The sequence below is a fragment of the Rhodoferax sp. GW822-FHT02D07 genome, from assembly GCF_058802405.1.
Genome location: NZ_JBXAOD010000003.1, coordinates 227,700 through 250,684, shown reverse-complemented (window position 1 = coordinate 250,684; position 22,985 = coordinate 227,700). Strand labels below are relative to the sequence as shown.

Annotated in this window: 17 protein-coding genes; 9 read left to right on the top strand and 8 right to left on the bottom strand. The window is 65.1% G+C overall.

What is annotated here, in order from left to right; all coding sequences use genetic code 11:
* Window positions 1–15: 15 nt before the first annotated feature.
* Genes AC1RNN_RS09300 through AC1RNN_RS09290 form a run of 3 tightly spaced genes read right to left on the bottom strand, consistent with a single transcriptional unit; the run spans window position 16 to window position 3,356 of the window.
* Window positions 16–1,245 carry a class I SAM-dependent methyltransferase gene (locus AC1RNN_RS09300; protein ID WP_493088407.1) on the bottom strand — a complete coding sequence of 410 codons (1,230 nt, stop codon included), beginning with the start codon at window positions 1,243–1,245 and terminating at the stop codon, window positions 16–18.
* 18 nt (window positions 1,246–1,263) lie between these two features.
* Window positions 1,264–2,064: a DUF1365 domain-containing protein gene (locus AC1RNN_RS09295; RefSeq protein WP_493088406.1), complete on the bottom strand. Its 801-nt coding sequence runs from the start codon at window positions 2,062–2,064 to the stop codon at window positions 1,264–1,266.
* Window positions 2,064–3,356: an NAD(P)/FAD-dependent oxidoreductase gene (locus AC1RNN_RS09290; RefSeq protein ID WP_493088404.1), complete on the bottom strand. Its 1,293-nt coding sequence runs from the start codon at window positions 3,354–3,356 to the stop codon at window positions 2,064–2,066. The genes AC1RNN_RS09295 and AC1RNN_RS09290 overlap by 1 nt, the downstream gene beginning before the upstream one ends.
* Before the next feature lie 205 nt (window positions 3,357–3,561).
* Here AC1RNN_RS09290 and AC1RNN_RS09285 point away from each other — a divergent pair, with 205 nt between their 5' ends.
* Complete coding sequence (locus AC1RNN_RS09285; RefSeq protein ID WP_493088402.1) at window positions 3,562–4,428, top strand: ferritin family protein; 867 nt, start codon at window positions 3,562–3,564, stop codon at window positions 4,426–4,428.
* Here the strand turns inward: AC1RNN_RS09285 and AC1RNN_RS09280 are convergent.
* Entirely contained in the window at window positions 4,411–5,640 is a 1,230-nt protein-coding gene (locus tag AC1RNN_RS09280) for an HD-GYP domain-containing protein (protein WP_493088400.1), read from the bottom strand. The genes AC1RNN_RS09285 and AC1RNN_RS09280 overlap by 18 nt on opposite strands.
* 65 nt (window positions 5,641–5,705) lie before the next feature.
* Between AC1RNN_RS09280 and AC1RNN_RS09275 the strand changes: the two genes are divergently transcribed.
* Window positions 5,706–6,209: an adenylyltransferase/cytidyltransferase family protein gene (locus AC1RNN_RS09275; RefSeq protein ID WP_493088399.1), complete on the top strand. Its 504-nt coding sequence runs from the start codon at window positions 5,706–5,708 to the stop codon at window positions 6,207–6,209.
* Between the two features lie 10 nt (window positions 6,210–6,219).
* On the opposite strand, the gene AC1RNN_RS09270 is transcribed toward AC1RNN_RS09275, so the two are convergent.
* Window positions 6,220–7,068: a DMT family transporter gene (locus AC1RNN_RS09270; RefSeq protein WP_493088397.1), complete on the bottom strand. Its 849-nt coding sequence runs from the start codon at window positions 7,066–7,068 to the stop codon at window positions 6,220–6,222.
* A gap of 60 nt (window positions 7,069–7,128) precedes the next feature.
* Window positions 7,129–9,852 (bottom strand): bifunctional [glutamate--ammonia ligase]-adenylyl-L-tyrosine phosphorylase/[glutamate--ammonia-ligase] adenylyltransferase, encoded by a 2,724-nt coding sequence (gene glnE, locus AC1RNN_RS09265; protein WP_493088395.1) that lies wholly within the window; start codon window positions 9,850–9,852, stop codon window positions 7,129–7,131.
* A gap of 63 nt (window positions 9,853–9,915) precedes the next feature.
* On the opposite strand from glnE, the gene AC1RNN_RS09260 reads away from it, so the two are divergent.
* Window positions 9,916–13,902 (top strand): YhdP family protein, encoded by a 3,987-nt coding sequence (locus AC1RNN_RS09260; RefSeq protein WP_493088393.1) that lies wholly within the window; start codon window positions 9,916–9,918, stop codon window positions 13,900–13,902.
* Between the two features lie 11 nt (window positions 13,903–13,913).
* Window positions 13,914–14,732 (top strand): carbon-nitrogen hydrolase family protein, encoded by an 819-nt coding sequence (locus AC1RNN_RS09255; RefSeq protein ID WP_493088391.1) that lies wholly within the window; start codon window positions 13,914–13,916, stop codon window positions 14,730–14,732.
* Between the two features lie 67 nt (window positions 14,733–14,799).
* On the opposite strand, the gene AC1RNN_RS09250 is transcribed toward AC1RNN_RS09255, so the two are convergent.
* Entirely contained in the window at window positions 14,800–14,934 is a 135-nt protein-coding gene (locus AC1RNN_RS09250; protein WP_493088389.1) for a hypothetical protein, read from the bottom strand.
* On the opposite strand from AC1RNN_RS09250, the gene mltA reads away from it, so the two are divergent.
* Both mltA and AC1RNN_RS09240 read left to right on the top strand, forming a co-directional pair.
* Window positions 14,879–16,069, top strand: a complete 1,191-nt coding sequence (gene mltA, locus AC1RNN_RS09245) for a murein transglycosylase A (protein ID WP_493088387.1) — start codon at window positions 14,879–14,881, stop codon at window positions 16,067–16,069. The two genes, AC1RNN_RS09250 and mltA, sit on opposite strands and share 56 nt — an antisense overlap.
* Before the next feature lie 63 nt (window positions 16,070–16,132).
* Window positions 16,133–17,089, top strand: coding sequence for a chemotaxis protein (locus tag AC1RNN_RS09240; RefSeq protein ID WP_493088385.1), 957 nt, complete (start codon window positions 16,133–16,135; stop codon window positions 17,087–17,089).
* A 49-nt stretch (window positions 17,090–17,138) separates the two neighbouring features.
* Here AC1RNN_RS09240 and AC1RNN_RS09235 read toward each other — a convergent pair whose 3' ends face one another.
* Window positions 17,139–18,167, bottom strand: coding sequence for a LysR family transcriptional regulator (locus tag AC1RNN_RS09235; protein ID WP_493088383.1), 1,029 nt, complete (start codon window positions 18,165–18,167; stop codon window positions 17,139–17,141).
* 188 nt (window positions 18,168–18,355) lie between these two features.
* Here AC1RNN_RS09235 and AC1RNN_RS09230 point away from each other — a divergent pair, with 188 nt between their 5' ends.
* The 3 genes from AC1RNN_RS09230 to rhaS all read left to right on the top strand — a co-directional run bounded on the left by AC1RNN_RS09230 (window position 18,356) and on the right by rhaS (window position 22,904).
* Entirely contained in the window at window positions 18,356–20,461 is a 2,106-nt protein-coding gene (locus AC1RNN_RS09230) for a bifunctional rhamnulose-1-phosphate aldolase/short-chain dehydrogenase (RefSeq protein ID WP_493088381.1), read from the top strand.
* Between the two features lie 30 nt (window positions 20,462–20,491).
* A complete protein-coding gene (rhaI, locus tag AC1RNN_RS09225; protein ID WP_493088379.1) occupies window positions 20,492–21,781 on the top strand; it encodes an L-rhamnose catabolism isomerase in 1,290 nt (429 codons plus the stop codon).
* Window positions 21,782–21,911: 130 nt separating this feature from the next.
* Window positions 21,912–22,904 carry a rhamnose ABC transporter substrate-binding protein gene (gene rhaS / locus AC1RNN_RS09220; RefSeq protein WP_493088378.1) on the top strand — a complete coding sequence of 331 codons (993 nt, stop codon included), beginning with the start codon at window positions 21,912–21,914 and terminating at the stop codon, window positions 22,902–22,904.
* The last annotated feature ends 81 nt before the right edge of the window (window positions 22,905–22,985 follow it).

The window sequence follows — 22,985 nt, the reverse complement described above, 5'->3', positions numbered from 1 at the left end:
TGGGGTTTGACGCGATCAGGCCGCGCGCTTTTGCAGCGTGTACTGCACCACGTCGATGTTGCGTTCGTCAAAGGCCGCCTCGCAGTAGGCCAGGTAGAACTCCCAGATCAATATGAAGCGCGCATCGAACCCAGCCGCCATCACGCGCTCGCGCTCGGCCAGGAAGGCATCGCGCCAGCGGCGCAGGGTCTCGGCGTAGTCGTGGCCAAAGGCGTATTCGTCCACCACCTCCAGGCCCGCAGCGCGCGCCTGGGTGCGGAATTCGCGCGGGCAGGGCAGGCAGCCGCCGGGGAAGATGTACTGCTGGATGAAATCGGTGGAGCGGATGTAGCGCTCAAACAGCGCGTCGTCGATGACGATGCTTTGCACGCAGGCGCGCCCGCCGGGCTTGAGCAGCTTGGCCACGCTGGCAAAGTAGGTGGGCCAGTACTCGCGGCCCACGGCTTCCACCATTTCGATAGAACAGATGGCGTCGAAGGGTGCGTCGGTAATGTCGCGGTAGTCCTGCAGGCGCAAATCTGCGCGGTCCTGGACGCCAAAGCGTTGCATGCGTTCGCGTGCGAAGGCGAGTTGCTCGGTGCTCAGCGTCACGCCAGTCAGGGAGGCGTTGAATTCGGTAGTGGCCATTTCAGCCAGCGCGCCCCAGCCGCAGCCAATCTCCAGTACGCGGTCGCCCGCCTGCACGCCAGCCATGGAGAGGGCGCGCCGTACCTTGGCCTTTTGCGCCTCGGCCATGGGCTGGTCGGTGTTGCCCGCAAAAATGGCGGACGAGTAGTTCATGGTCTCGTCCAGCCACAGTGTGTAGAAGGCGTTGCCCAGGTCGTAGTGGGCATGGATGTTTTTCTGGCTGTTGGCCTTGGTGTTGCGGTTGAGCAGGTGCTTGATGCGGTAGAGCAGGCGCCCGGCCCAGGTGCCGTAGATCACGCCTTCCACCTCGGCGCGGTTTTTCACCAGCACGCGCAGCAATTCGGTCAGGTTGGGCGTGCTCCAGTCGCCGGCAATAAAGCTCTCGGCAAAGCCAATGTCGCCCGACTTCAACGCTGCGCTGCAGACATTCCAGTTGTGCAACTGGATGCTGGCGTGCGGCAAGGCCTCGCCACCAAAGCGCTGCATGCTGCCGTCGGGCAGCTGCACGGTCAGGCTGCCGTGGCGCAGGTGTTGCAAGAGCTTGAGCACGGTGCGCGCGGCGGTGGGTGTGCCGGGCGGCAGCGCGAAGGTGGGGGAGGAAATGGTGCGGGTGGTCATGGGCGTCTCACACGTCAGTCAAATGTCGGTCAAAGGGGGCTGGCGGCTGGTCAGGTGGGCAGGCGGCGCGGGCTTGCGGAAAAACGGCACATGCTTGAGCCAGAGCCGCAACGCCTGCCAGTGGATGCGCGCGACCACGCCCAGCGTCATGGCGGGGTAGGTCCACAGCGCGCGGCGCACGCTGTGGGCGTTCAGAGGCTCCAGTACACCGCTCACGCTCGTTTCAATCAGCGGGCCCTGTGCATCGTCGTAGTCAATGCGGGCCACGGTGCGCAGCAGATTGGTGGTCAAGAGGAAGCGGAAGCGGTAGCCGCCTTCCACGGGGCAGAAGGGCGACACGTGGAAGACCTTGTCCGCGCGCAGCTCGGCGCCATAGCGGGGCTGGTCCAGCAGGTAGCAATGGCGCTCGCCAAAGGTGTTGTTCACCTCTACCACGATGGCGCGCAGGCTGCCGTCGGCGCGGTGGCAGTACCAGAAGCTCACGGGCTTGAAGGTATGGCCCAGCACGCGAGGGTAGCAATGCAGCCAGGCTTCGCCCTCGGCATCGTGGATGCCTTGGGCGTGTAGCAGTGCATCCAGCCAGCCCAAGGCGCCGCCTTGTTCAGGGCCTCTGCCGTCGCCATGGTCGCTGTCGTAAAAGCTCAGCGGCGCCCAGCGGTTGCGCGCGAGCACGCCGGGGCCCTGCGCCTGCAGGCTGCGCATGGGCAGCATGAGGAAGTAGGTGCCATACGCGAACGCATTGCGCACCGGGCGCAGGCGGGTATGGCGCACCTGCCCAAACCCCAGCAGGGCGTGCGGTGCTGCATCTGTGGCTTGCATCAGATGCCCGCCGCCAGAAGGGCCTGCAGGCGCTGGGCCACGTGCAGACCGGACTTGAGCCCGTCTTCGTGGAAGCCATAGCCGGTCCAGGCGCCGCAGAAATAGGTGTGCCGCTGGCCCTGCAGCGCGTCCACTTCGCCTTGGGCGCGGATGGCGGCGAGGTCGAACACCGGGTGGGCGTAGTCAAAGCGGCCGTGCACATGCGCGGAGGCAATCTCGCGCACCGGATTCAGCGACACGATGACCTCCTGCGCAAAGGGCAAGGGCTGCAACATGTTGAGCAGGTAGTGCAGGCAGACACGGGAGCCATCCTGGGTGCCGTCGGCGCTGCGTTCGTAGTTCCAGGCGGCCCAGGCGCGGCGGGTGCGTGGCAGCACGCTGGTGTCGGTATGCAGCACCGCGTGGTTCGCCTGGTAGCGGATGGCGCCCAGTGTGGCGCGCTCCTGCGCCGTGGCATCGGCCAGCAGTGCCAGCGACTGGTCGGAGTGGCTGGCGAGCACTACCTTGTCAAAGCGCTCGGTCTGCCCCCGGCTGGTGATGTGCACGCCGTGGATGTCCCGCTCCACGCGCTCCACCGGGCAGTTCAGGCGCTTGTCGGGAATGTGGGCGATGATTTTCTGCACGTAGTGGCGGGCACCACCCGTGACGGTCCACCATTGCGGACGGTGGTTCACCTGAATGAGGCCGTGGTTGTGGCAGAAGCGCACCATGGTGGCCACCGGGAACTGCAGCATCTGGTCGGTCGGGCAGCTCCAGATGCAGCCCAGCATGGGCAGCAGGTACCAGTCACGGAATTCGTGGGAGAAGCGGTGTTGCGCCAGGAAATCGGACAGGGGCTGGACCAGCTCCGTCTCGGCATTGCGCACGGCAATGCCGGTGGCCAGTTCGTTAAAGCGCAGCACCTCGCGCAGCATGCGCACAAAGCGCGGGTTCCACAGATTGCTGCGCTGGGCGAACACAGTGTTGAGCGTGGCGCCATTCCATTCCAGCGGTCCGCCGGATTTGGCGCCCGGTACCTGCACCGAGAAGGACATGTCGGACTTGGCAGTCTCCACGCCCAGTTCGGCAAACAGCGCGATCAGATGCGGGTAGGTGCGTTCGTTGAACACGAGGAAGCCTGTGTCCACGCCATGCGTGACCGGGCTATTCGGGCCAGGCAGCGTCACATCGACCGTATGCGTGTGGCCACCAAAGTAGTTGCCAGCTTCGAACAGCGTGATCTCGGCTTGGCCCCGCAAGGCATGGGCCGTTGCCAGGCCAGAGATACCGGAACCAACGATGGCGACTTTCATGGGGGCAGTGCTGCAAGCGCTTGTGAAGTGAATGGTTTAAACTATAAAGTAATTTTGTGACTGAGTGGTATTTTTTTATCGCAATGAGTTTTCAAGGCAGTTTGATGCTGCATTGCAATAAAGACCCTAATGCCGTCACGGCTCTGTCAAGGCCCTGACACATAGCGCGTCTAGAATTCGCGCGAACTGGAACTGAAAGGTCCCCATGCTTTACCCTGAACTCTTCAAACAGCTGGAGTCCGTCCGTTGGGACATGGACAAGGACATTCCTTGGGCGTCTTTCGATGCCGGACGCCTCTCCGACGAGCAGGCCCAGACCATCAAGATGAACGCGATCACCGAGTGGTCGGCCCTGCCGGCCACCGAGATGTTCTTGCGTGACAACAAGGACGACAGCGACTTCTCCGCCTTCATGTCGATCTGGTTCTTCGAGGAACAGAAGCATTCGCTGGTGCTGATGGAGTACCTCAAGCGCTTCCGCCCCGACCTGGCGCCGACCGAGAAGGAGCTGCACGAGGTGCGTTTCGAGTTCGAACCCGCCCCCGCGCTGGAAACACTGATGCTGCACTTCTGCGGCGAAATTCGCCTCAACCACTGGTACCGCCGTGCCAGCGAGTGGCATACCGAACCAGTGATCAAGCACATCTACACCACGCTGAGCCAGGACGAAGCCCGCCATGGCGGTGCCTACCTGCGCTACATGAAGCGTGCGATTACCAAGTTCGGCGACGAGGCCAAGGGCGCGTTTGCCAAGGTGGGTGTGTTGATGGCATCGGCCCGCCGCACGGCCCAGGCCTTGCACCCGACCAACCTGCATGTGAACAAGGCCCTGTTCCCGCGCGACACCATCCAGAGCCGCCTGCCTAACCCCGAGTGGCTGGAGCACTGGCTGGACACGCAGATCAAGTTCGACTCCGTGTGGGAGACCAGGGTGGTCGAGCGCATCCTGCACAACATGAGCCTGCTTATGGACCGCAGCTTCAAGAGCGTGCAGGAACTCAACAAATTCCGCAAGGAACTGGCGCGCGACCTCAGCGCCAGCCTGGAAGGCGTGTCACCACGGCCGGTCTGAGGCCGGGGCAGCGGTGAGCGGCAGCAGCCGCTCCAGATTGAGCTGCACCTTCACATCGCGGTGGGCCACACTGGCCACGACGCGGTGGTCTTTGAGTCCGGTGTCCCGGATGGTGGGTTCTACGGTGGCCAGACCTGCCCGGTTAAGCAGCACGGCCACCCGCGGGGTAGTGGTGTTGGCACCCCGCTTGATCACTACCGCAATTTCATTGGTTGCCAGCCGCACGAAGGAGCCGGGCTGGTAAATGCCCACGGCCTTGATCAGTGCCGCGCCCGCTTCGTCAATTGCCTTGTTCTCGTCGAAATAGCAGGCCTGCATGGCGGCGGCGGGTGCCAGCGGTGCGCGTGCCGCACGCGGAGCCAGCCGGGCGGCAAACATGTCGGCGCGCTGGATCAGCCGGGCCACACGTTGTGCGCGGCTGCGTCCGCCAAGAGGACCTGCAGGCTGCGTGTGGTGGCCGGTGACGGCCTCCAGCCAGTCATGGTCGCCCACGCCCAGGCCGCGCAGCAGGTCGGCTGAGCGGTGCGCATGGGTGTCGATGGCCGCGCGTTGCGCCGGGTTCAGGGGCTCGGCCTGCAGGGCCAGGCGGTCCTGCAGATCGGTCATGGCCACGTTCATGGTCAGCGCGGCGCGCATCACCAAGGCTTGGTCGTCGGCGGACCAGTTCAGCACGTCCTTGGCCGCCAGGCTGCACATGACGCCCACCAGCATGGCGTGGGTGGCGCTGTACATCCGGGTGTCGGTGGCGGAGAGGTAAATCAGTGCGAACAGCGTGCCGTCGGGGTTGCGCTGGCTGTGGCGTTCCAGCTGGCGCAGCAGGCGTGTGATGCGGTCAGCAAAGGAAGCGGGCTGGCTGTCGCGCAACAGGGAGTTGGCAATCTCCTGCAGGTCCAGCCAGTCCATGCGGTCGTCCTGCTCGGCCTGGCGAGCGCTCGCGGTATCGTTCGAAATCTGCGTACCGGCAATCTCGCCCAGCGATTTGTCTTCGCGCACGAGGTCATAGAGGTGTTCCACATAGGCGCGATGCCGGGCCTCCGAATCGGCCACGTCGATGTAAAGCCCGCCGCCGCGCAGAGAGATTTCATCGAGCTCGCGGCGCGAGCCAATCACGAAGGATTTGCGCGCGAGCAGGACTCCGTCCTTGTCCATCAGGGGGAAGGGCAAGGGCTGGCCCAGGCGGATCGAATCGATGTTAATGGGAACGAGGTGCATACAGGTCGGCGGATTATGCAATGGCGCCCCACGGGCGCAGGCGCCATGCTGCTAGCATTGCCCGCATGTCCTCTATCGACCAAGCTCCCGCATTTCTTCAGAAAATTGTGGATGCCTCTGCGCCGGAGCGGCTGGAGGCCGCGCTGGCCCGGCTGCCGCGCCCCTGGGTGTTCACCAATGGCGTCTTTGACGTGCTGCACCGCGGCCATGTGATGTACCTGGCCCAGGCCCGCGCCCTGGGCGGCAGCCTCATCGTGGCGCTCAATACAGACGCTTCCGTCAAACGATTGGGCAAAGGCGATGACCGTCCGCTCAATGCCGATGCGGACCGCGCCATCGTTATGGCCAGCCAGGAGGCGGTGAGTCTGGTGACCTGGTTTGGTGAAGACACGCCGGTTGAGATCATCGCGCGCATCCGGCCCGACATTTTGGTCAAGGGCGGTGATTACGACATGGCCAAGCTGCCTGAAACGCGTTTGGTTGAATCCTGGGGCGGCCATGCGCTGGCGCTCCCCTTTGTGGCCGGCTACTCGACCACCAAGCTGGTACAGCGCATCCGCGCGGGCTGATTCGCGACGTTCAGTCCACCGGCTTGGGGCGGGGCTGGTAGAGGTTAGCCAGGTTGCCCACCAGCATCAGGGCGGCCCCGGCCAGCAGCAGCGGCTTGAAGGCTTCGGCGTACAGCAGCATGCCCACCACGCCGATGAGCGGCAGGCGCAGGAAGTCCAGCGTCACCACCACACTCACCTCAGCGGTTTTCATCGCGTGCGTCATGCAGAAATGGGCGCTGAGCGCGGTCAGGCCGACCAGCGTGAGCCAGACCCATTGGCCCGGCGTCGGCAGCACCAGGCTGGAGGCACCGAGCACCAACCCCAGCGGTAGCTGCACGAGACACATGTAGAACAGCACGGTGAGCGGGTCTTCCGTGGTGGAGAGAGCCTTGGTCGACACATGGGCCAGCGCGTAGAACACGGCGGCCGCCAGAACGTACAGCGAGGCAGCACTGACCATCTCGCCACCGGGATTCAGGATCACGACCACGCCCAGTAAGCCCAGCGCAATGGCCACTACCTTGCGCGCGGTCAGGGCCTCTTTCAGCAGCACGGCGGCAATCAGCAGCGTCCACAGCGGGGTTGTGAACTCCAGCGCAAACACCTGCGCCAGCGGCAGCAGGCCCAGGCCCAGAAACCAGCCGTACTGCCCGGCGAAGTGGCACAGGTTGCGCCCTACATGCAGCCGGGTGCGTCGGGTGCGGAAGCGTTCGAGTTGGCCGCTCTTCAGGATGATGGCGCTCACCACCAGCAGACCGATGACGCTGCGCGTCAGCAGGATCTGGAAGGTGTTCACGCTGCCGGCCAGCTCCCGCCCTGCAATCGCCATCAGGCAGAACGAGACCAGGGCACCGGTCATCCAGAGAAATGCGCGCATGATTTGCTATTGAATCAGTAGCTACTTGCGCACATCTGATGCGGGCTGCGGCTCAATTGCCTACGTTTTCTTGAAGACCGCGGACCACAGGGCCAGACCGGCGGCGCGTTCGGACTGTACGGCTTCGGCGTCCACCTGGGTCGGCTCCTCGTTGAGCCGGGCCCGGTGCTGGATCTGGCGCAACACGCGGTAGGCGCCAGCCGCGTCCTCGCCCACCGGGGCGGGCAACAGGCCGCAGGCCTGGGCGCGCTGCAGCAGGGCGATGTTGCCCACGTTGTCCAGCAGCTCCGGGTGCTTGCGGCCTTCGGCCAGCACCAAGTACTGCACCGCAAACTCGATGTCCACCATGGCGCCGCGGCTGTGTTTCACGTCGTAGTGGCCGTCCCTGTCCGGGTGGCCGCTGCGCACCTTGCCACGCATGGCTTCAATCTCGGTGCGCAGGGCGTCCGCATCGCGCGGCGTACGGATCACGTTCTCGCGCACCGTATCAAAGCGCTGGCGCAGGCCGGGGCTGCCCAGCACGCAGCGTGCGCGCGTCATGGCCTGGTGTTCCCAGGTCCAGGCCGTGTTGCTGCCACGCTGTTCCTGGTAGTTGGCATAGGCGGTAAAGCTGGTGACCAGCAGGCCGGAATTCCCGTTGGGGCGCAGCGCGGTGTCGATCTCGTAGAGGTCGCCCTCGCCGGTTTTGACGGTCAGCCAGTTGATGAGCTTGCGCACCAGCGCGGCGTAGATCTCGCTGGCACGCTCGTCCTCGTCGTCGTAGAGGAAGACGATGTCCAGGTCGCTGCCGTAGCCCAGTTCCTTGCCGCCCAGCTTGCCGTAGGCAATGATGCCGAACTGCGGTTCCTCGCGGTGCCGGGCCTTGAGCCGTGCCCAGCACCAGCGCGTGGTGGTGCGCAGCACGGCCTCGGCCAGCGCGCTCAGGTCGTCGGCGACCTGTTCCACGGTGAGGCGGCCTTCCACGTCGCGCGTCAGGATGCGAAACACCTCCGCATGGTGGGCGCGGCGCAGCAGGTTGAGCAGCGCCTCGTCATCGTCTTCGGCACTGCCCTGCAGCGCGCGCAGGCGGCGCTCTAGGTCCTCTTCAAAGGCCGCCGCGTCAAAGCGCTCTTCCAGGATGGCGTTGCTGGCGAGTTCGTCGATCACGCCGGGGTGCTTGAGCAGGTAGTGGGCTGGCCAGCGCGCCGTGCCCAGCATGCGCAGCAGGCGTTCGTGCACCTTGGGGCGCTCCAGCAGCATGGCCAGGTAGCTCTCGCGGCGCAGCAGCGGCTCCATCCAGTCGGCCAGGCGCACGCAGGCTTCCTCGCTGACCCGGCCTTCGCGTAGCCACAGCGCGCTGCGCTGCACCAGACGCAGCAGGCGTGCGCGCGATTCTTCCTTCAAGCCTTGCACGCGCGGGTGCTCGCGCCAGAGCGCAATGCGCGCCTGGAAGCGGCCTTCCAGATGGCCCAGCAGGCTTTCTAGTTCGGGCGCTGTGGCACCACCGCCCTTGTTGCAATTGCCTTTGCATTCCCCAGGCGGGCCGCCCAAGAGCGCGTCAAACTCCTGCGCCACCAACTCGCGGTGCTGGTCCAGTGCCTGCAGCAGGGCCGTGCTGTTGCTCAGGCCCAGGGTCTGGGCAATCCAGTCCAGATCGGCCTCGTCGGTAGGCAGCACATGGGTCTGCTGGTCGTCCAGGTACTGGATGCGGTGCTCCACCTGGCGCAGAAAGACATAGGCCTCGGACAGCGCATCGGCCGTGCCCTGGGGCATGAGCCCGGCGCGGACCAGGCGCTGCAGCGCGCTCACCGTGGGTCGGGTGCGCAGCTCGGGGTACTGGCCGCCGCGCACCACCTGCAGCAGCTGCACGGTGAATTCGATTTCGCGAATGCCGCCGCGCGAGAGCTTTACGTCGTTGCTGCGTTCGGGGCGTCCCGCGCTGCGCTTGGCGGCGTGGTCGCGGATCTGGCGGTGCAGGCCGCGCAGCGAGTCAAACACGTTGTAGTCCAGGTAGCGGCGGAACACAAAGGGCACTACCACACCGCGCAGCTGCTGCGCGCAGGACGATCCGATGGCATGGGCCGGTGCCACCACCCGGCTCTTGAGCCAGGCAAAGCGCTCCCACTCCCGACCCTGTACATGGAAATACTCCTCCAGCGCGCCCAAGGACACGGCCGGTGGACCGGAGTTGCCATTGGGGCGCAGCGCCAGGTCCACGCGGAAAACCAGGCCGTGCTCCGTGGTGTCGCCCACTTGGGCATAGATGGCTTTGACCATCCGGGCAAAGAATTCCTGGTTGGAGATACGGCCGCGTCCGTCCGCCGTTCCGCTGGTCTCGCCATCCTGGTCGTAGACGTAGATCAGGTCGATATCACTGGAGACATTGAGTTCGCGCGCCCCCAGCTTGCCCATGCCGATGATGCAGAGCTGGCAGGGCTCGCCCTGCGGGGTGCGGGGTGTGCCGAATTGCTGTTCCAGCGCCGCGTAGCTGTCGCAGTACGCCTGGTCCAGCGCCAGCTCGGCCAGCTCGGTCATTACACGGGTGACTTCGCCCAGGCCGGCCCGCTCGTCGCAGTCCATGCGCAGCAGGCGTTCCATGGCCAATTGCCGGGTGACCCGCAGCGCCGCGCCGGCGTCCAGGCCTTCGCTGCGCAGGGTGGTCAGCAGATGGCGCAGGTCTTCACGTTGCAGGGCGCTGTTTTCGCAGAGATGCAAATAGGCTTCGTAACGGCGGCGAATCCGCTGCCCGAAGCGGGAGCCCTCAGAGCGGGCCAGTTGCCCATTGCGGGTCATAATTCCTGACATAGTCCCGATTGCACGATGAATGAATTGACTCCTGCCCCAACGCCTTGGCTCAAGGCCTCAGCCGTGGCCGCAAAATGGGCGCTGCGCCTGCTGTTGGCGGGGTGGCTGGCTTTGGGTTTGACTTGGGCGGGACTGCATTTTGGGATTGTGCCCCGAATCGGCGAACTTCGCCCGTGGCTGGAGCAGCGGGTCTCCGACACGCTGGGAACCCGCGTCCAGATTGGTGCAATCTCCGCTGTGTCCAACGGGCTGATCCCCTCGATTGAGCTGAGCCAGGTGCGCCTGCTCGACCCCATGGGCCGTGAGGCTTTGTTGCTGCCCTCGGTGAAAGCGGCGCTTTCGCCCCACTCCTTGCTGCGCATGGGCGTAGAGCAGCTTTATATCTCCGCGCCAGTGCTTGACATCCGCCGCGCTGCCGACGGCCGCTTCTGGATTGCCGGCATGCCCTTGCCCGAAAGCAGTGGCGAGGACAGCCCGGCGCTGGATTGGGTGCTGTCCCAGCCCGAGCTGGCCATTGTGGGCGGCACCGTGCAGTGGACGGATGAGCTGCGTGGCGCTCCGGCGCTGACCCTGCAGGAAGTGAACCTGGTGCTGCGCAAGCGCCTGCTGACCCATTCCATGCGCCTGGACGCACAGGCTCCCACAGCCTGGGGTGACCGCTTCACCCTGAGCGGCATCTTCCGGGAGCCCCTGCTGTCGCGCGGGGGCGGCCATTGGCAGGACTGGGACGGACAGGTCCATGCCAGCTTCCCGCAAGTGGATCTGGCGCATCTGCGCCGCTACGTGGATTTCGGGGTGGACTTGGCCCAGGGCCGGGGCGCCCTGCGCGCGTGGGTGGACGTCAAGCACGGGGGGCTGACGGGCGCCACGGCCGATGTGCAGATGGCGGATGTGCGCGTCACCACCGATGCCAGCCTGCCGGTGTTGGCACTGCGCACGGTGTCGGGCCGGGTGGGGGCGCAGCGATTGCCGGGCGGCTCCGAGATCTTCACGCAGGCCCTGCAGTTTGAAACCGAGGACGGCTTGCGCTGGCCCGGCGGCAATGTGCTGCTGCGCCGCTTCGATGCCGAGGGCCGCAACCCGGCCCATGGCGAAGTCGTGGCGGACCGGCTGGACCTGGCAGCCATGGGCGAAATCGCGCAGCGTCTGCCCTTGGGCGACGCGGTGCATGAGGCCCTGGAACGCACGGCAGCGCGTGGCCTGGTGGAGCAGGTGCAAGGGCAGTGGCGTGGTCCGCTGGAGCAGCCTGAAACCTATGCAGTCAAGGGCCGGTTGAGCCAGTTGACCGTTCCGGCGCAAACGGATGGCAAGGCCTTGCGCCCCGGTGTGCAGGGGCTGGACGTGGACTTTGACTTCAACCAGGCTGGTGGCAAGGCCCAGCTCAGCCTGGACAAGGGCGTGTTCGACGCCCATGGCATTCTGGAAGATGGCCCGGTGTTCTTTGAGCAACTGCGGGCCGATCTGCAGTGGCAGCGCGAGGGCGCCTCGGGCCTGACGGTATCGGGCAGCAATGTGCGTTTTGCCAATGCCGATGCCCAGGGTGATCTGCAGTTCAAATGGCAGTCCGCGCCGCACGGGCCGGGTGTGCTGGACCTGCAGGGCAATATGGCCCGGGCCGAGGGAACGCGGGTGCACCGCTACATGCCGTTGGAGATGGACAAGGAAGTGCGCGACTATGTGCGCGCAGCCGTGGTGGCGGGCACGGCCACCGGGGTCAAGTTCAAGCTCAAGGGCGATCTGGCGCGCTTCCCGTTCGAAGACGCCCGTCAGGGCGATTTCCGCATCTCGGGCAATGTGCAGAACGCGACCTTCGCCTTTGTCCCGCCCCACCTGTTGCCCAAGGACAGCCTGCCCTGGCCGGCCCTGCAGCAGCTGTATGGCGAGCTGGTCATTGACCATGCCACCCTGCAGGCCAAGGTCGAGCGGGGCATGCTGGCCGGTACCGCATTGCAGCTGGGCAAGTCCGAGGGGCTGATGACCCACATCTACGGCGGAGCGCAGCTGCAGGTCACAGCCGAGGCCAAGGGGCCGCTGGCCGACGCACTGGGCGTGGTGAACCGCTCACCGCTGGGTGGCCTGCTGGACAACGTGCTGGCCACCGCCAGTGCCACGGGCATGGCCGACTACAAGCTCAAGCTGGGCTTTCCCATCACCGATGTGAACCGCGCCACGGTGGCTGGCAGCATCGTGCTGGCGGGCAATGACCTGCAAATCACGGCCGATACGCCGCGCCTGCAGCGTGCACGTGGCACGGTGGCGTTTACCGAATCGAGCTTTACCGTCACCGGCGGCCTGGCCCGCGCTGTGGGCGGAGACTTGCGCATTGACGGTGGTTTGCACCTGCAAAGCGCCGCTGCCACACCGGCTCGCAGCGGGGCCGCTGCACCGCCCAGTCTGCGTATCCAGGGCACGGCCACGGCCGAGGGCCTGCGCCAGGCCAAGGAAATGGGGCCACTGGCGCGCCTGGCGGCCGACCTACGCGGGTCCACGCCTTACAGCGTGACGCTGGGCTTGCGCGGCGGGGCGCTGGAATGGCAGCTCAACTCCAGTCTGGTGGGCATGGCCTTGAACCTGCCTGCACCTTTTGCCAAGCCCGCAGAACAGGCCCAGCCTCTGCGGGTAGAGAGCACGACCCAGCGCGTAGCGGCCGGTGGCAGCAATACGCAGATGCATGAGCAATTGCGTCTGGAGCTCGGCCGACTAGTGTCGGCGACCTATGTTCGTGATGTGTCCGGGCCGCATGCACGCGTGTTGCGCGGGGCCATTGCGCTAGGGCTGGCCGACGATGAGTCGGCGCCGCTGCCCGACGAGGGCGTGGTGGCCAACGTCAGCATGTCCACGCTGGACGCGGATGCCTGGAGCGATGTGCTGGAGCGGGTGGCTGGGGGCGGCACCGCTTCGACCGGCGGCCTGGCCGTGGGCAGCAATGCGCCGGCCATGGGCTACCTGCCCACGGTGCTGGCGGTGCGTACCAAGGAACTCACGGTTGGGGGGCGCAAGTTGCACAACCTGGTGGTGGGCGGCGGGCGTGACGGCCTGATTTGGCGCGCCAACCTCGATGCCTCCGAACTCAACGGGTATGTGGAATACCGCCAACCCTCCGGCGCCAATGCCGGGCGCCTGTATGCGCGTCTGGCGCGCCTGGCTATCGGGCAGAGCGCGGCGCAGGATGTGGAGAACCTGCTAGACGACCAGCCCACCAGCATCCCGGCACTGGACGTGGAGGTTGAAGAGTTTGAACTGCGGGGCAAGAAGCTGGGGCGGGTGGATATTGAGGCGGTCAACCTGGGAAGCACTGGCGCCCGCGAATGGCGACTCAACCGTTTCAACATCCAGACGCCCGAGGCTTCGCTGACTGCCAGCGGCAACTGGACGGCCCTGGGCGGTGCCAGTGCCACCCGCAATGCCAAGGAGCGCCGCCGCACGGTGCTCAATTTCACGCTGGACATCCATGACTCCGGCGAGCTGCTGAACCGCTTTGGCATGGCCAATGTGGTGCGTAAGGGCAAGGGCAAGGTCGAGGGCCAGGTGGCCTGGCTGGGCGCCCCCCTCTCGGTGGACTACGCTAGCATGGCGGGCAAGTTCAATGTCAATGTGGAGACCGGCCAGTTCCTCAAGGCCGACCCGGGTATTGCCAAGCTGCTGGGCGTGCTGAGCCTGCAATCCCTGCCGCGTCGCCTCACGCTGGACTTCCGCGATGTGTTCAGCGAGGGCTTCGCGTTTGACTTCTTCCGTGGCGACATCACCATCGAGCAGGGCATTGCCCGCACCAGCAACCTGCAGATGAAGGGTGTGAACGCTGCGGTGCTGATGGACGGCCAGGCCGACATTGCCAAGGAGACCCAGAACCTGCGCGTGGTGGTGGTGCCCGAGATCAATGCCGGTAGCGCCTCGGTGCTCGCCAGCATCATCAACCCCGTGGTTGGCCTGAGCACCTTCCTGGCCCAGCTCATTCTGCGCGGCCCGCTGGTCAACGCTGCCACCCAGGAGTTCACCATCGACGGAACCTGGTTGGACCCCAAGGTCACCAAGGTCGAACGTCGCCCCTAAGGAGTATTCCCATGCAAGTCGCCGCCCTCCAGATGGTGTCCACCGAACAGCTGTCGGACAACCTCCGGCAAGCCCAAACCCTGCTGGAGCAGGCTGCTACGGCCGGTGCCGAACTGGCCGTGTTGCCCGAATATTTTTGCCTGATTGGCCGGCTTGACTCTGACAAGCTGGCCATCCAGGAGCCTTTTGGCAGCGGTCCCATGCAGGACTTTCTGGCCGAGACGGCGCGCCGGCTGGGTCTGTGGATCGTGGCAGGTACGCTCCCTTTGACGGCCGAGCAGCCCGACCGCGTCTTCAACAGTTCGCTGGCCTATAACCCCCAGGGTGAGTGCGTGGCGCGCTACGACAAGATCCATCTGTTCCGCTTCGACAACGGCAGCGAGAGCTATGACGAGTCGCGCGTGCTGGAGCGTGGCAACACGCCCACGGTGTTTGCGCTGCCCTCGAAGGACGGCCACACCTGGCAGGTGGGCATGAGCGTTTGCTACGACATGCGCTTTCCCGAGCTGTACCGCACCTATGCCACGCAGGGGGTGGACCTGATCCTGGCGCCCAGCGCCTTCACCCACCTCACGGGCCAGGCGCACTGGGAGGTGCTGCTGCGCGCCCGGGCCATCGAGAACCTGGCCTTTGTGGCCGCTGCGGCCCAGGGCGGAGTGCATCCCAGCGGGCGACGCACCTGGGGCCAGTCCCTGGTGATTGACCCCTGGGGTCAGGTGCTGGCGCAGCAGGCGCAGGGGCCAGGCGTAGTGCTGGCGGATTGCGATGCCGCCCGCCTGCAGCAGGTCCGCAGCCAGTTGCCTTCGCTGCAACACCGTGTGCTGGCCTGATTTGCTATGAAATTGGTAGCTGTTTGCGCAATTTCCATGAGGGCTGGCGCCAAAAAATGCCAGAAATTCAATCTTCCTTGCGCGCCGGGTCTTCGTCCTGGGGCGAAAGCTCGCCCCGGTTGCGTCCGGAGAACATGGTCCACCAGATGATGGCGACAAATATCAGTCCGGCTCCAAGGGCCTCCAGCAAGAGCAGTGTCATGGGGATGTGTCGGTGGGTGGTGGCAAGTCTATGCATTGTAGGAACGCTGGTGGGCTGCGGCGTCGCGCCCACGCGCGCACCCGTCTACAGCCCGGCGCCAGCGACCCCGGCGCGTCCGGCTACGCCGGCCCCCGTGGAAGGCACGGTGATGCAGACCCGTGGCGCCTGGGTGCCCGTGGCCTGGTCTGAGCTGCCGGGCTGGGGCAGCGACAACCTGTTCGAGGCCTGGAACGCCTGGCTCAAGAGCTGCGAGAAACCCCAAGCCCCCTGGGCGGCCCTGTGTCCCGAGATCCGCCGCCTGAGCATTGGCAACGCCGAGGAGCAGCTGGCGTGGATGCAGGCGCGCCTCCAAGCCTACCGCATCGAGGCCACGCCGGGCGAGTCCACGGGTTTGCTGACCAGCTACTTCGAACCCGTGATCGAGGCCAGCCGCGTGCCCGCACCGGGTTTCTCTGTTCCCTTGTACGGGCCGCCGGCCAATCTGGCCCAGCGCAAGCCCTGGTACACCCGCCAGGAGATGGACACCCTGCCCGAGGCCCAGGCCGCGCTCCGGGGCCGTGCCATTGCCTATATGGCGGACCCGGTGGATGCGCTGGTGCTGCAGATCCAGGGCTCGGGCCGCGTGCGCATGACCCAGGCCGACGGCAGCCAGCGCTGGGTGCGGCTGGCCTACGCCGGCACCAACGACCAGCCTTACCGCAGCGTGGGCCGCTGGCTGCTGGACCAGGGGCTGGTCAAGGACGCATCCTGGCCCGGCATCAAGGCCTGGCTGGCGCAAAACCCGGGGCGCCAGCAGGAGTTGCTCTGGAGCAACCCGCGGGTAGTGTTCTTCAAGGAAGAAACCCTGAACGAGCTGGAGTCGGCCTTTGGCCCGCGCGGTGCGCAGGGCGTGGCGCTCACGCCGGGGCGCTCCATCGCGGTGGACCCCGGCAGCATTCCCTACGGCACGCCGGTCTGGCTGGTGTCGCCGGGGCCCCAGACCAGCCTGCAGAAACTGGTGCTGGCGCAGGACACGGGCAGCGCCATCACCGGCGCCGTGCGGGCCGACTATTTTGCCGGCTGGGGCGCCGAAGCCGGCGATCTGGCGGGGCGTCTGCGCCAGCCGTTACAGATGTGGGCGATCTGGCCGAAATAGGCCGGATGGCGTTACCATGCCGCTACAGCCATCGCGAAGCCTTCAATAACAAGGACGGACCCCATGAACAAAGAAATGAAAGAGATTGACGAGCGGACAAATCTGGCGGCCAACAGCATGTTTGAGCTGCTTCTGTTTCGTCTGGGGGAGGCTGCCAACAACCCCGAGCGCCGCGAGCTGTTCGGCATCAACGTCTTCAAGGTGCGCGAGATCCTGGTGATGCCCGAAATCACCGCCATGGTGAATTCGCCACCGGAGGTGATGGGCGTGGCCAATATTCGCGGCCAGATGATCACTGTCATCAACCTGCCCATGGTGGTGGGTTGCAAGCCCAGCAAGGGCCTGGGGATCTTGCTGGTGACCGAGTTTGCGCGCACCACGCAGGCCTTTGCGGTGGAAGAAGTCAATGAGATCGTGCGCCTGGAATGGAAACATGTGCTGTCGGCCGAGAACAGCGGCGGTGGTCTGGTGACCAGCATTGCGCGCCTGGATGGCGCCGCCGAAAACACCCGCCTGGCCCAGGTGCTGGACGTGGAGCAGATCCTGCGCGATGTGATGCCGCAGGAAGTGAAGGTTGAAGAAGACGCCAAGGGAATCCCCAAGCTGCGCCTGAGCCCCGGCCAGGTCATCCTGGCGGCTGACGATTCTGCCGTGGCCCGCATGATGATTGAAAAGGGCCTCAAGACCATGGATGTGCCCTACCTCATGACCAAGACCGGCAAGGAAGCTTGGGAGCGCCTGCAGTCCTTGCAGGCCTCTGCGGTTGCCGAGGGCAAGACGATCAAGGACAAGGTTGCCTTGGTGCTGACCGACCTGGAAATGCCCGAGATGGACGGCTTCACGCTCACGCGCAACATCAAGCAGGATGGCCGCTTCAGCCATGTGCCCGTCATCATCCATTCCTCCCTCACGGGGGCGACCAACGAAAGCCACGTGAAGAGCGTGGGGGCTGATGCCTACATCGCCAAGTTTGTCGAAGAAGAACTGGCCGCAACGATCCGCGACGTGCTGCAGCGCTGAACGCCGACTTACATATGCAATCAAAAGGGGCCTGACGGCCCCTTTTTTGTTACATGCGGCATTGAACCAAGCGCGAGCCGTGCTCCAGTACAAATGCACGGAAGGCACCGTTGACGCCGGCCAGCGCCGAATCGCGCCGGTGCAGCAGGCACCAGTCCAGCATCTTGGGCATGTCTTCCATGTGCAGCACAGCCAGCTTGCCCGCCTCGATCTCCACCTGGAAAGTATGGGCCGATAGGAAGCTGATGCCCATGCCGGCCATCACCGCCTGCTTGATGGTTTCGTTGCCTGACAGCTCCATGGTCACGCGCACCGGCAGGGACTGGGCTTGCAGCAGATGGTCAAAGAACTGGCGCGTGGCCGAGCCCGGCTCGCGGAAGATGAAGGGTTCGTCGCGCAGCGCGTCCCAGTGCACGCGGCGCTTGCGTGCCAGCGGGTGGTCGGCGGCCGCGACGATGCAGTGGGGGTTCTGCGCAAAGGTTTCGGCTTCCACATCGGCCTCGGACGGCGGATAGCCGGCAATCGCCACGTCCAGCTGGTGGTCCTGCAGCATGGCCAGGATGGTCTCGCGCCGGTCCACCGTGAGCTTGAACTTCACGCCCGGCCAATGCTCGGCAAATGCCATCAGCAGCGCCGGCGCAAAGTAATGCGCCGAGGACACCACGCCCAGGTGCAGCAGGCCGCCACGGCCGCCCTCGGTGTCGTGGAAGGCGCCCAGCGCGTCCTCCGCCATTGTCACCTGATTGAGGATGCGGCGCGCCTGGCGCAGCATTTCCTCGCCAGCCTGGCTCAGGCTGACCTTCTTGCCCGCCTTCACCAGCAGTTGCAGGCCCAGCTCGGCTTCCAGTTGCTGCACCTGCATGGACACGGCGGGCTGGGTTACGTTCATCAGCTCGGCGGCGCGCGAGTAGCTCAGCTGCGTGGCCACGGCTTCAAACAGGCGCAACTGGCGCAGCGTGAGATTCTTGAGCCGGTGGTCGCGCTTGCCGCCCGGCGTTTCGCTGGGAGTCGCCGGGGCACCACGGGATTTCCCTAGGACTTTGCGCGCTGGCTTGGGGGCGGTGGTGCGGGGTTTCATCAGTGTTTTCCCTAGCGGTTTGGCATGTGGCGGCTCTGCATTCCGGTGTGGATCGGCGGTGTCGGTAGGGTGTGGGGCGGATTCTAGCCATTCATCAGAAATTCTGATGAATTTCATAAAAAAGTCTGCGTTGTGCCTATAGCTCTGCCTGTCTACAGTCACACCAATTCTTCGTAACTGCACCGCACATGACCACTCGCTCCCAACCCGTCCCGTTTCCTGTCTGGAACCCGGACCACGCCGCCAAACTCGACCAGCCCAACCTGCTGCTCTACCGCTCCAACCTGCTCGGCTCCGACCTGCGCATCACCAACTATGGTGGCGGCAACACCTCCGCCAAGATTACCCAGAAGGACCCGCTGACCGGCCAGGACGTGTCGGTGCTGTGGGTCAAGGGCTCCGGCGGTGACGTGGGCTCCATGAAGCTGGACGGCTTCTCCACGCTGTACATGGACAAGCTCAATGCGCTGCAAGGCATTTATCGCGGCCCCGAGCATGAGGACGAGATGGTGGGCTACCTGCCGCACTGCACCTTCAACCTGAACCCGCGCGCTGCCAGCATCGACACGCCCCTGCATGCCTACCTTCCGTTTGCGCATGTGGACCATATGCACCCGGACTCGGTGATTGCCATCGCGGCCATGGCCAAGAGCGAAGCCATTACGCAAGAAGCCTTCCAGGGCACCATTGGCTGGCTGCCCTGGCGCCGGCCCGGCTACGAGCTGGGACTGCAACTGCAACGCTATGTCGCAGCCCACCCTGGCCTCAAGGGCCTGGTGCTCGGTGGCCACGGCCTGTTCACCTGGGGCGACGACTCCCGCAGCTGCTACGAGAACACCGTGGCGGTCATCGAGCAGGCGCAAACCTGGTTGGCTGCCCAAGCCCAGGCCCGAAAGGCGGTGCCCTTTGGTGGTGCCAAGGTGGTGTCGCTGGAAGCTGCCGACCAGGACGCCGTGCTGGCCCGTGTGCTGCCAGTGCTGCGCGGCCAGGCCTCGCAGAGTGGCCACAAGCTGCTGCATGTGGATCGCCAGGACGTGGTGATGGAGTTCGTCAACAGCCAGCAGCTCGAGAGTTTGGCCGCCCTTGGCACCTCCTGCCCCGATCACTTTCTGCGCACCAAGATCAAGCCGCTGATCCTGGACGAATCGGTCTACCAGCTGGACGGGGCCGAACTCTCCAAGGCCATCGCCAGCAAGCTGGCCGACTACCGTGCCGACTACACCGCCTACTACGAGCGCTGCAAGCGCGCCAACAGCCCGGCGCTGCGCGACCCGAATCCCGTCATCATCCTGCTGCCCCGCATCGGCATGGTCTCCATCGCCAAGGACAAAGCCACGGCCCGCATTGCCGGCGAGTTCTATGTGAACGCCATCAACGTGATGCGCGACGCCAGCGCCATCGACACCTATGTGGGTCTGCCCGAGCAGGAGGCGTTTGACATCGAGTACTGGCTGCTCGAGGAGGCCAAGCTGCAGCGCATGCCCAAGGCCAAGCCCCTGGTGGGCAAGGTGGCCCTGGTCACCGGCGGTGCCGGTGGCATTGGCCGCGCCATCGTGGAGCGCCAGCTGCAGGAAGGCGTGTGTGCCGTGCTGCTGGACATTGACGCCGAGGCGCTCAACAGCACCGTGGCCGAACTCTCGAAGAAGTTTGGCAAGGACGTGGTGCGCGGTGTGGTCTGCGACGTGACCAGCGAAGAGTCGGTGATTGCGGCCTATGCCCGCACTGCCATCGAATACGGTGGCGTGGACATTCTGGTATCGAATGCAGGCATTGCCTCTGCCTCGCCTCTGGAAGACACCACGCTGGCGCTGTGGAACCGCAACCAGAGCATTCTGGCCACGGGCTACTTCCTCGTCGGCCGCGAAGCCTTCCGCCTGATGAAGGCGCAGGCCGTGGGCGGCTCCATGGTGTTCATCGCCAGCAAGAACGGGATGGTGGCCAGCAACCAGGCCGTGGCCTACTGCGCGGCCAAGGCGGCCGAGATTCAGCTGTCCCGCAGCTTTGCGCTGGAAGGCGCGCCCTTGGGCATTCGCTGCAATGTGGTGAACCCCGATGCCGTGATCCGTGGCAGCAAAATCTGGACCGGTACCTGGAGCCAGGAACGTGCCGCGGCCAACAAGGTGAGTGAGGAAGAACTCGAAGCCTTCTACCGCGACCGCTCCATGCTCAAGCGCAGCGTCTTCCCCGAAGACATTGCCGAAGCCACCTACTTCCTGGCCAGCGAACTCGCAGCCAAATCCACCGGCAACATCCTCAATGTGGACGCCGGCAACCTGGCCGCGTTCCCCCGCTGAGCCGGCACCGAAAGAATCTGAGAGACAGACATGACACAACTGATCAACACCGGCTTGATTGCCGAGCACAACGCTCAAGCTGCCTCGCGTGTGAATCTGGACTATGAAACCCTGGGCGAGCAACTGGCCCGCCGCGGCGTGGACATTGCGGTCCTCAAGGCCCAGGTGGCGCAATTTGCAGTGGCCGTGCCCAGCTGGGGAGTGGGTACGGGCGGTACGCGCTTTGCACGCTTCCCCGGTCTGGGCGAGCCGCGCCATGTGTTCGACAAGATCCAGGACTGCGGTGTGATCCAGCAGCTGGTGCGCTGCACCCCCACCGTATCGCCCCATTTCCCCTGGGACAAGGTGAGCGACTACAAGGAGCTGCGCCAGCACGCCGAAGCGAACGGCGTGGGCTTTGATGCCGTCAACTCCAACACCTTCTCGGACCAGAAAGACCAGCCGCTGTCGTACAAGTTTGGCAGCCTGACCCATGCCGACGCCGCCGTACGCGCCCAGGCCGTGGCGCACAACCTGGAGTGCATCGAGATTGGCAAGCAGCTGGGCAGCAAGGCGCTGACCGTGTGGATTGGCGACGGTGCCAACTTCCCGGGCCAAAGCCACTTCCGCCGCCAGTTCGAGCGCTACCTGGACAGCAACCGCCAGATCTATGACGCGCTGCCCGCCGACTGGCGCATGTTCCTCGAACACAAGATGTTTGAGCCCGCCTTCTACGCCACGGTGATCCAGGACTGGGGCAGCAGCCTGCTGGCCGCGCAAACCCTGGGGCCCAAGGCGCGCTGCCTGGTGGACCTGGGTCACCACGCGCCCAACACCAACATCGAGATGATTGTGGCGCGCCTGGTGCATGCCCAAAAGCTGGCCGGCTTCCACTTCAACGACAGCAAATACGGGGACGACGATCTGGACAGCGGCTCCATCAACCCCTTCCAGCTGTTCCTGGTGTTCAACGAACTGGTGGACGCGGCGCAAACCGGTGCCGCCGGCTTCGACCCCGCCTACATGCTGGACCAGTCGCACAACGTGACCGACCCGATTGAGAGCCTGATGACCAGCGCCGTGACCGTGCAGCGCTGCTATGCCCAGGCCCTGCTGGTGGACCGCAAGGCGCTGACCGCCTACCAGGACAGCAACGATGTGCTGATGGCCGCGCAGACCCTGAAGCAGGCCTTCCACACCGATGTGACGCCGCTGCTGCAAAAAATCCGCATCGACGCCGGCGGCGCCGCCGACCCGGTGGCGGCCTACCGAGCCAGTGGATACCGCAAGCAGATGGCGGCCATCCGCCCGGCCAGCGGCCCCAGCAGCGGCATTGTTTGAGCGTACGTGCATGGGCATGTGGGCTTTCCCCATCGAACCCGGTTCACACCACCAGACCCTGGTGTGTGCAGCCGGTATCGAGACCGGCCTTAGGGCCAATTTTTCCTTCTAACAATTCCAGGAGACAAGCATGAAGAAACAACTCAAAACCCTGCTGGCGGTGGCCCTGAGCGCGGCACTGGTCAGCCCCGCCTTTGCGGCCGACAAGATCGCCCTGGTGGTGAAGAGTCTGGGCAACGGCTTCTTTGACGCCGCCAACCAGGGCGCGCAAGAGGCCGCCAAGGAGCTCAAGAATGTCGAGATCATCTACACCGGCCCCGCCAAGGCGACGGCCGAAGGCCAGATCGAAATCGTCAACTCGCTGATTGCGCAAAAGGTCTCCGCCATCGTCATCTCCGCCAACGACCCCGACGCCCTGGCCCCCGTGCTCAAGCGCGCCATGGACCGTGGCATCAAGGTCCTCTCGTTTGACTCCGGCGTGCGCAAGGACGGCCGCCTGATGCACCTGAACCCCTCCAGCAACCCGCTGATCGGCGAGAAGCTGGTGAAGATGACGGCCGACGCCATCGGCGCCACCGGTGAAGTGGCCGTGCTGTCTGCCACCGCACAGGCCACCAACCAGAACATCTGGATCGAGGAGGCCAAGAAGGTGCTGGCCCAGCCCGCCTACAAGGGCCTCAAGCTGGTCAGCGTGGTCTACGGTGACGACCAGACCGACAAGAGCTACCGCGAAGCCCAGGGCCTGTTCAAGAGCTACCCCAACCTGAAGGCCATCATCGCCCCCACCACCGTGGGCGTGGCTGCTGCGGCCAAGGCCGTGCAGGACGAAAAGAAGGTCGGCGCGATCTATGTGACCGGTCTGGGTCTGCCCTCCGAGATGGCCGGCCACGTGAAGAGCGGCGCGGTCAAGTCCTTCGCCATCTGGAACCCCATCGACCTGGGCTACTCGTCCATCTATGCGGCCAGCCAGTTCATCTCCGGCAAGGTCACCGGCAAGGCCGGCGACAAGGTGTCCCTTGGCCGAGTCGGCACCGTGACACTGGACGCCAATGGCGAAGCCGCCATGTCCGAGCCCTTCACGTACGATGCCTCCAACGTCGAGAAGTTCGCCAAGTTCTTCTGATGCAGCAGGGTGCGCCAGCGCCTTCGGGCGCCGGCAGCCACAGTCGACGGGGCAACCCTGCCAGGGTGGGGTGGCCCCTAT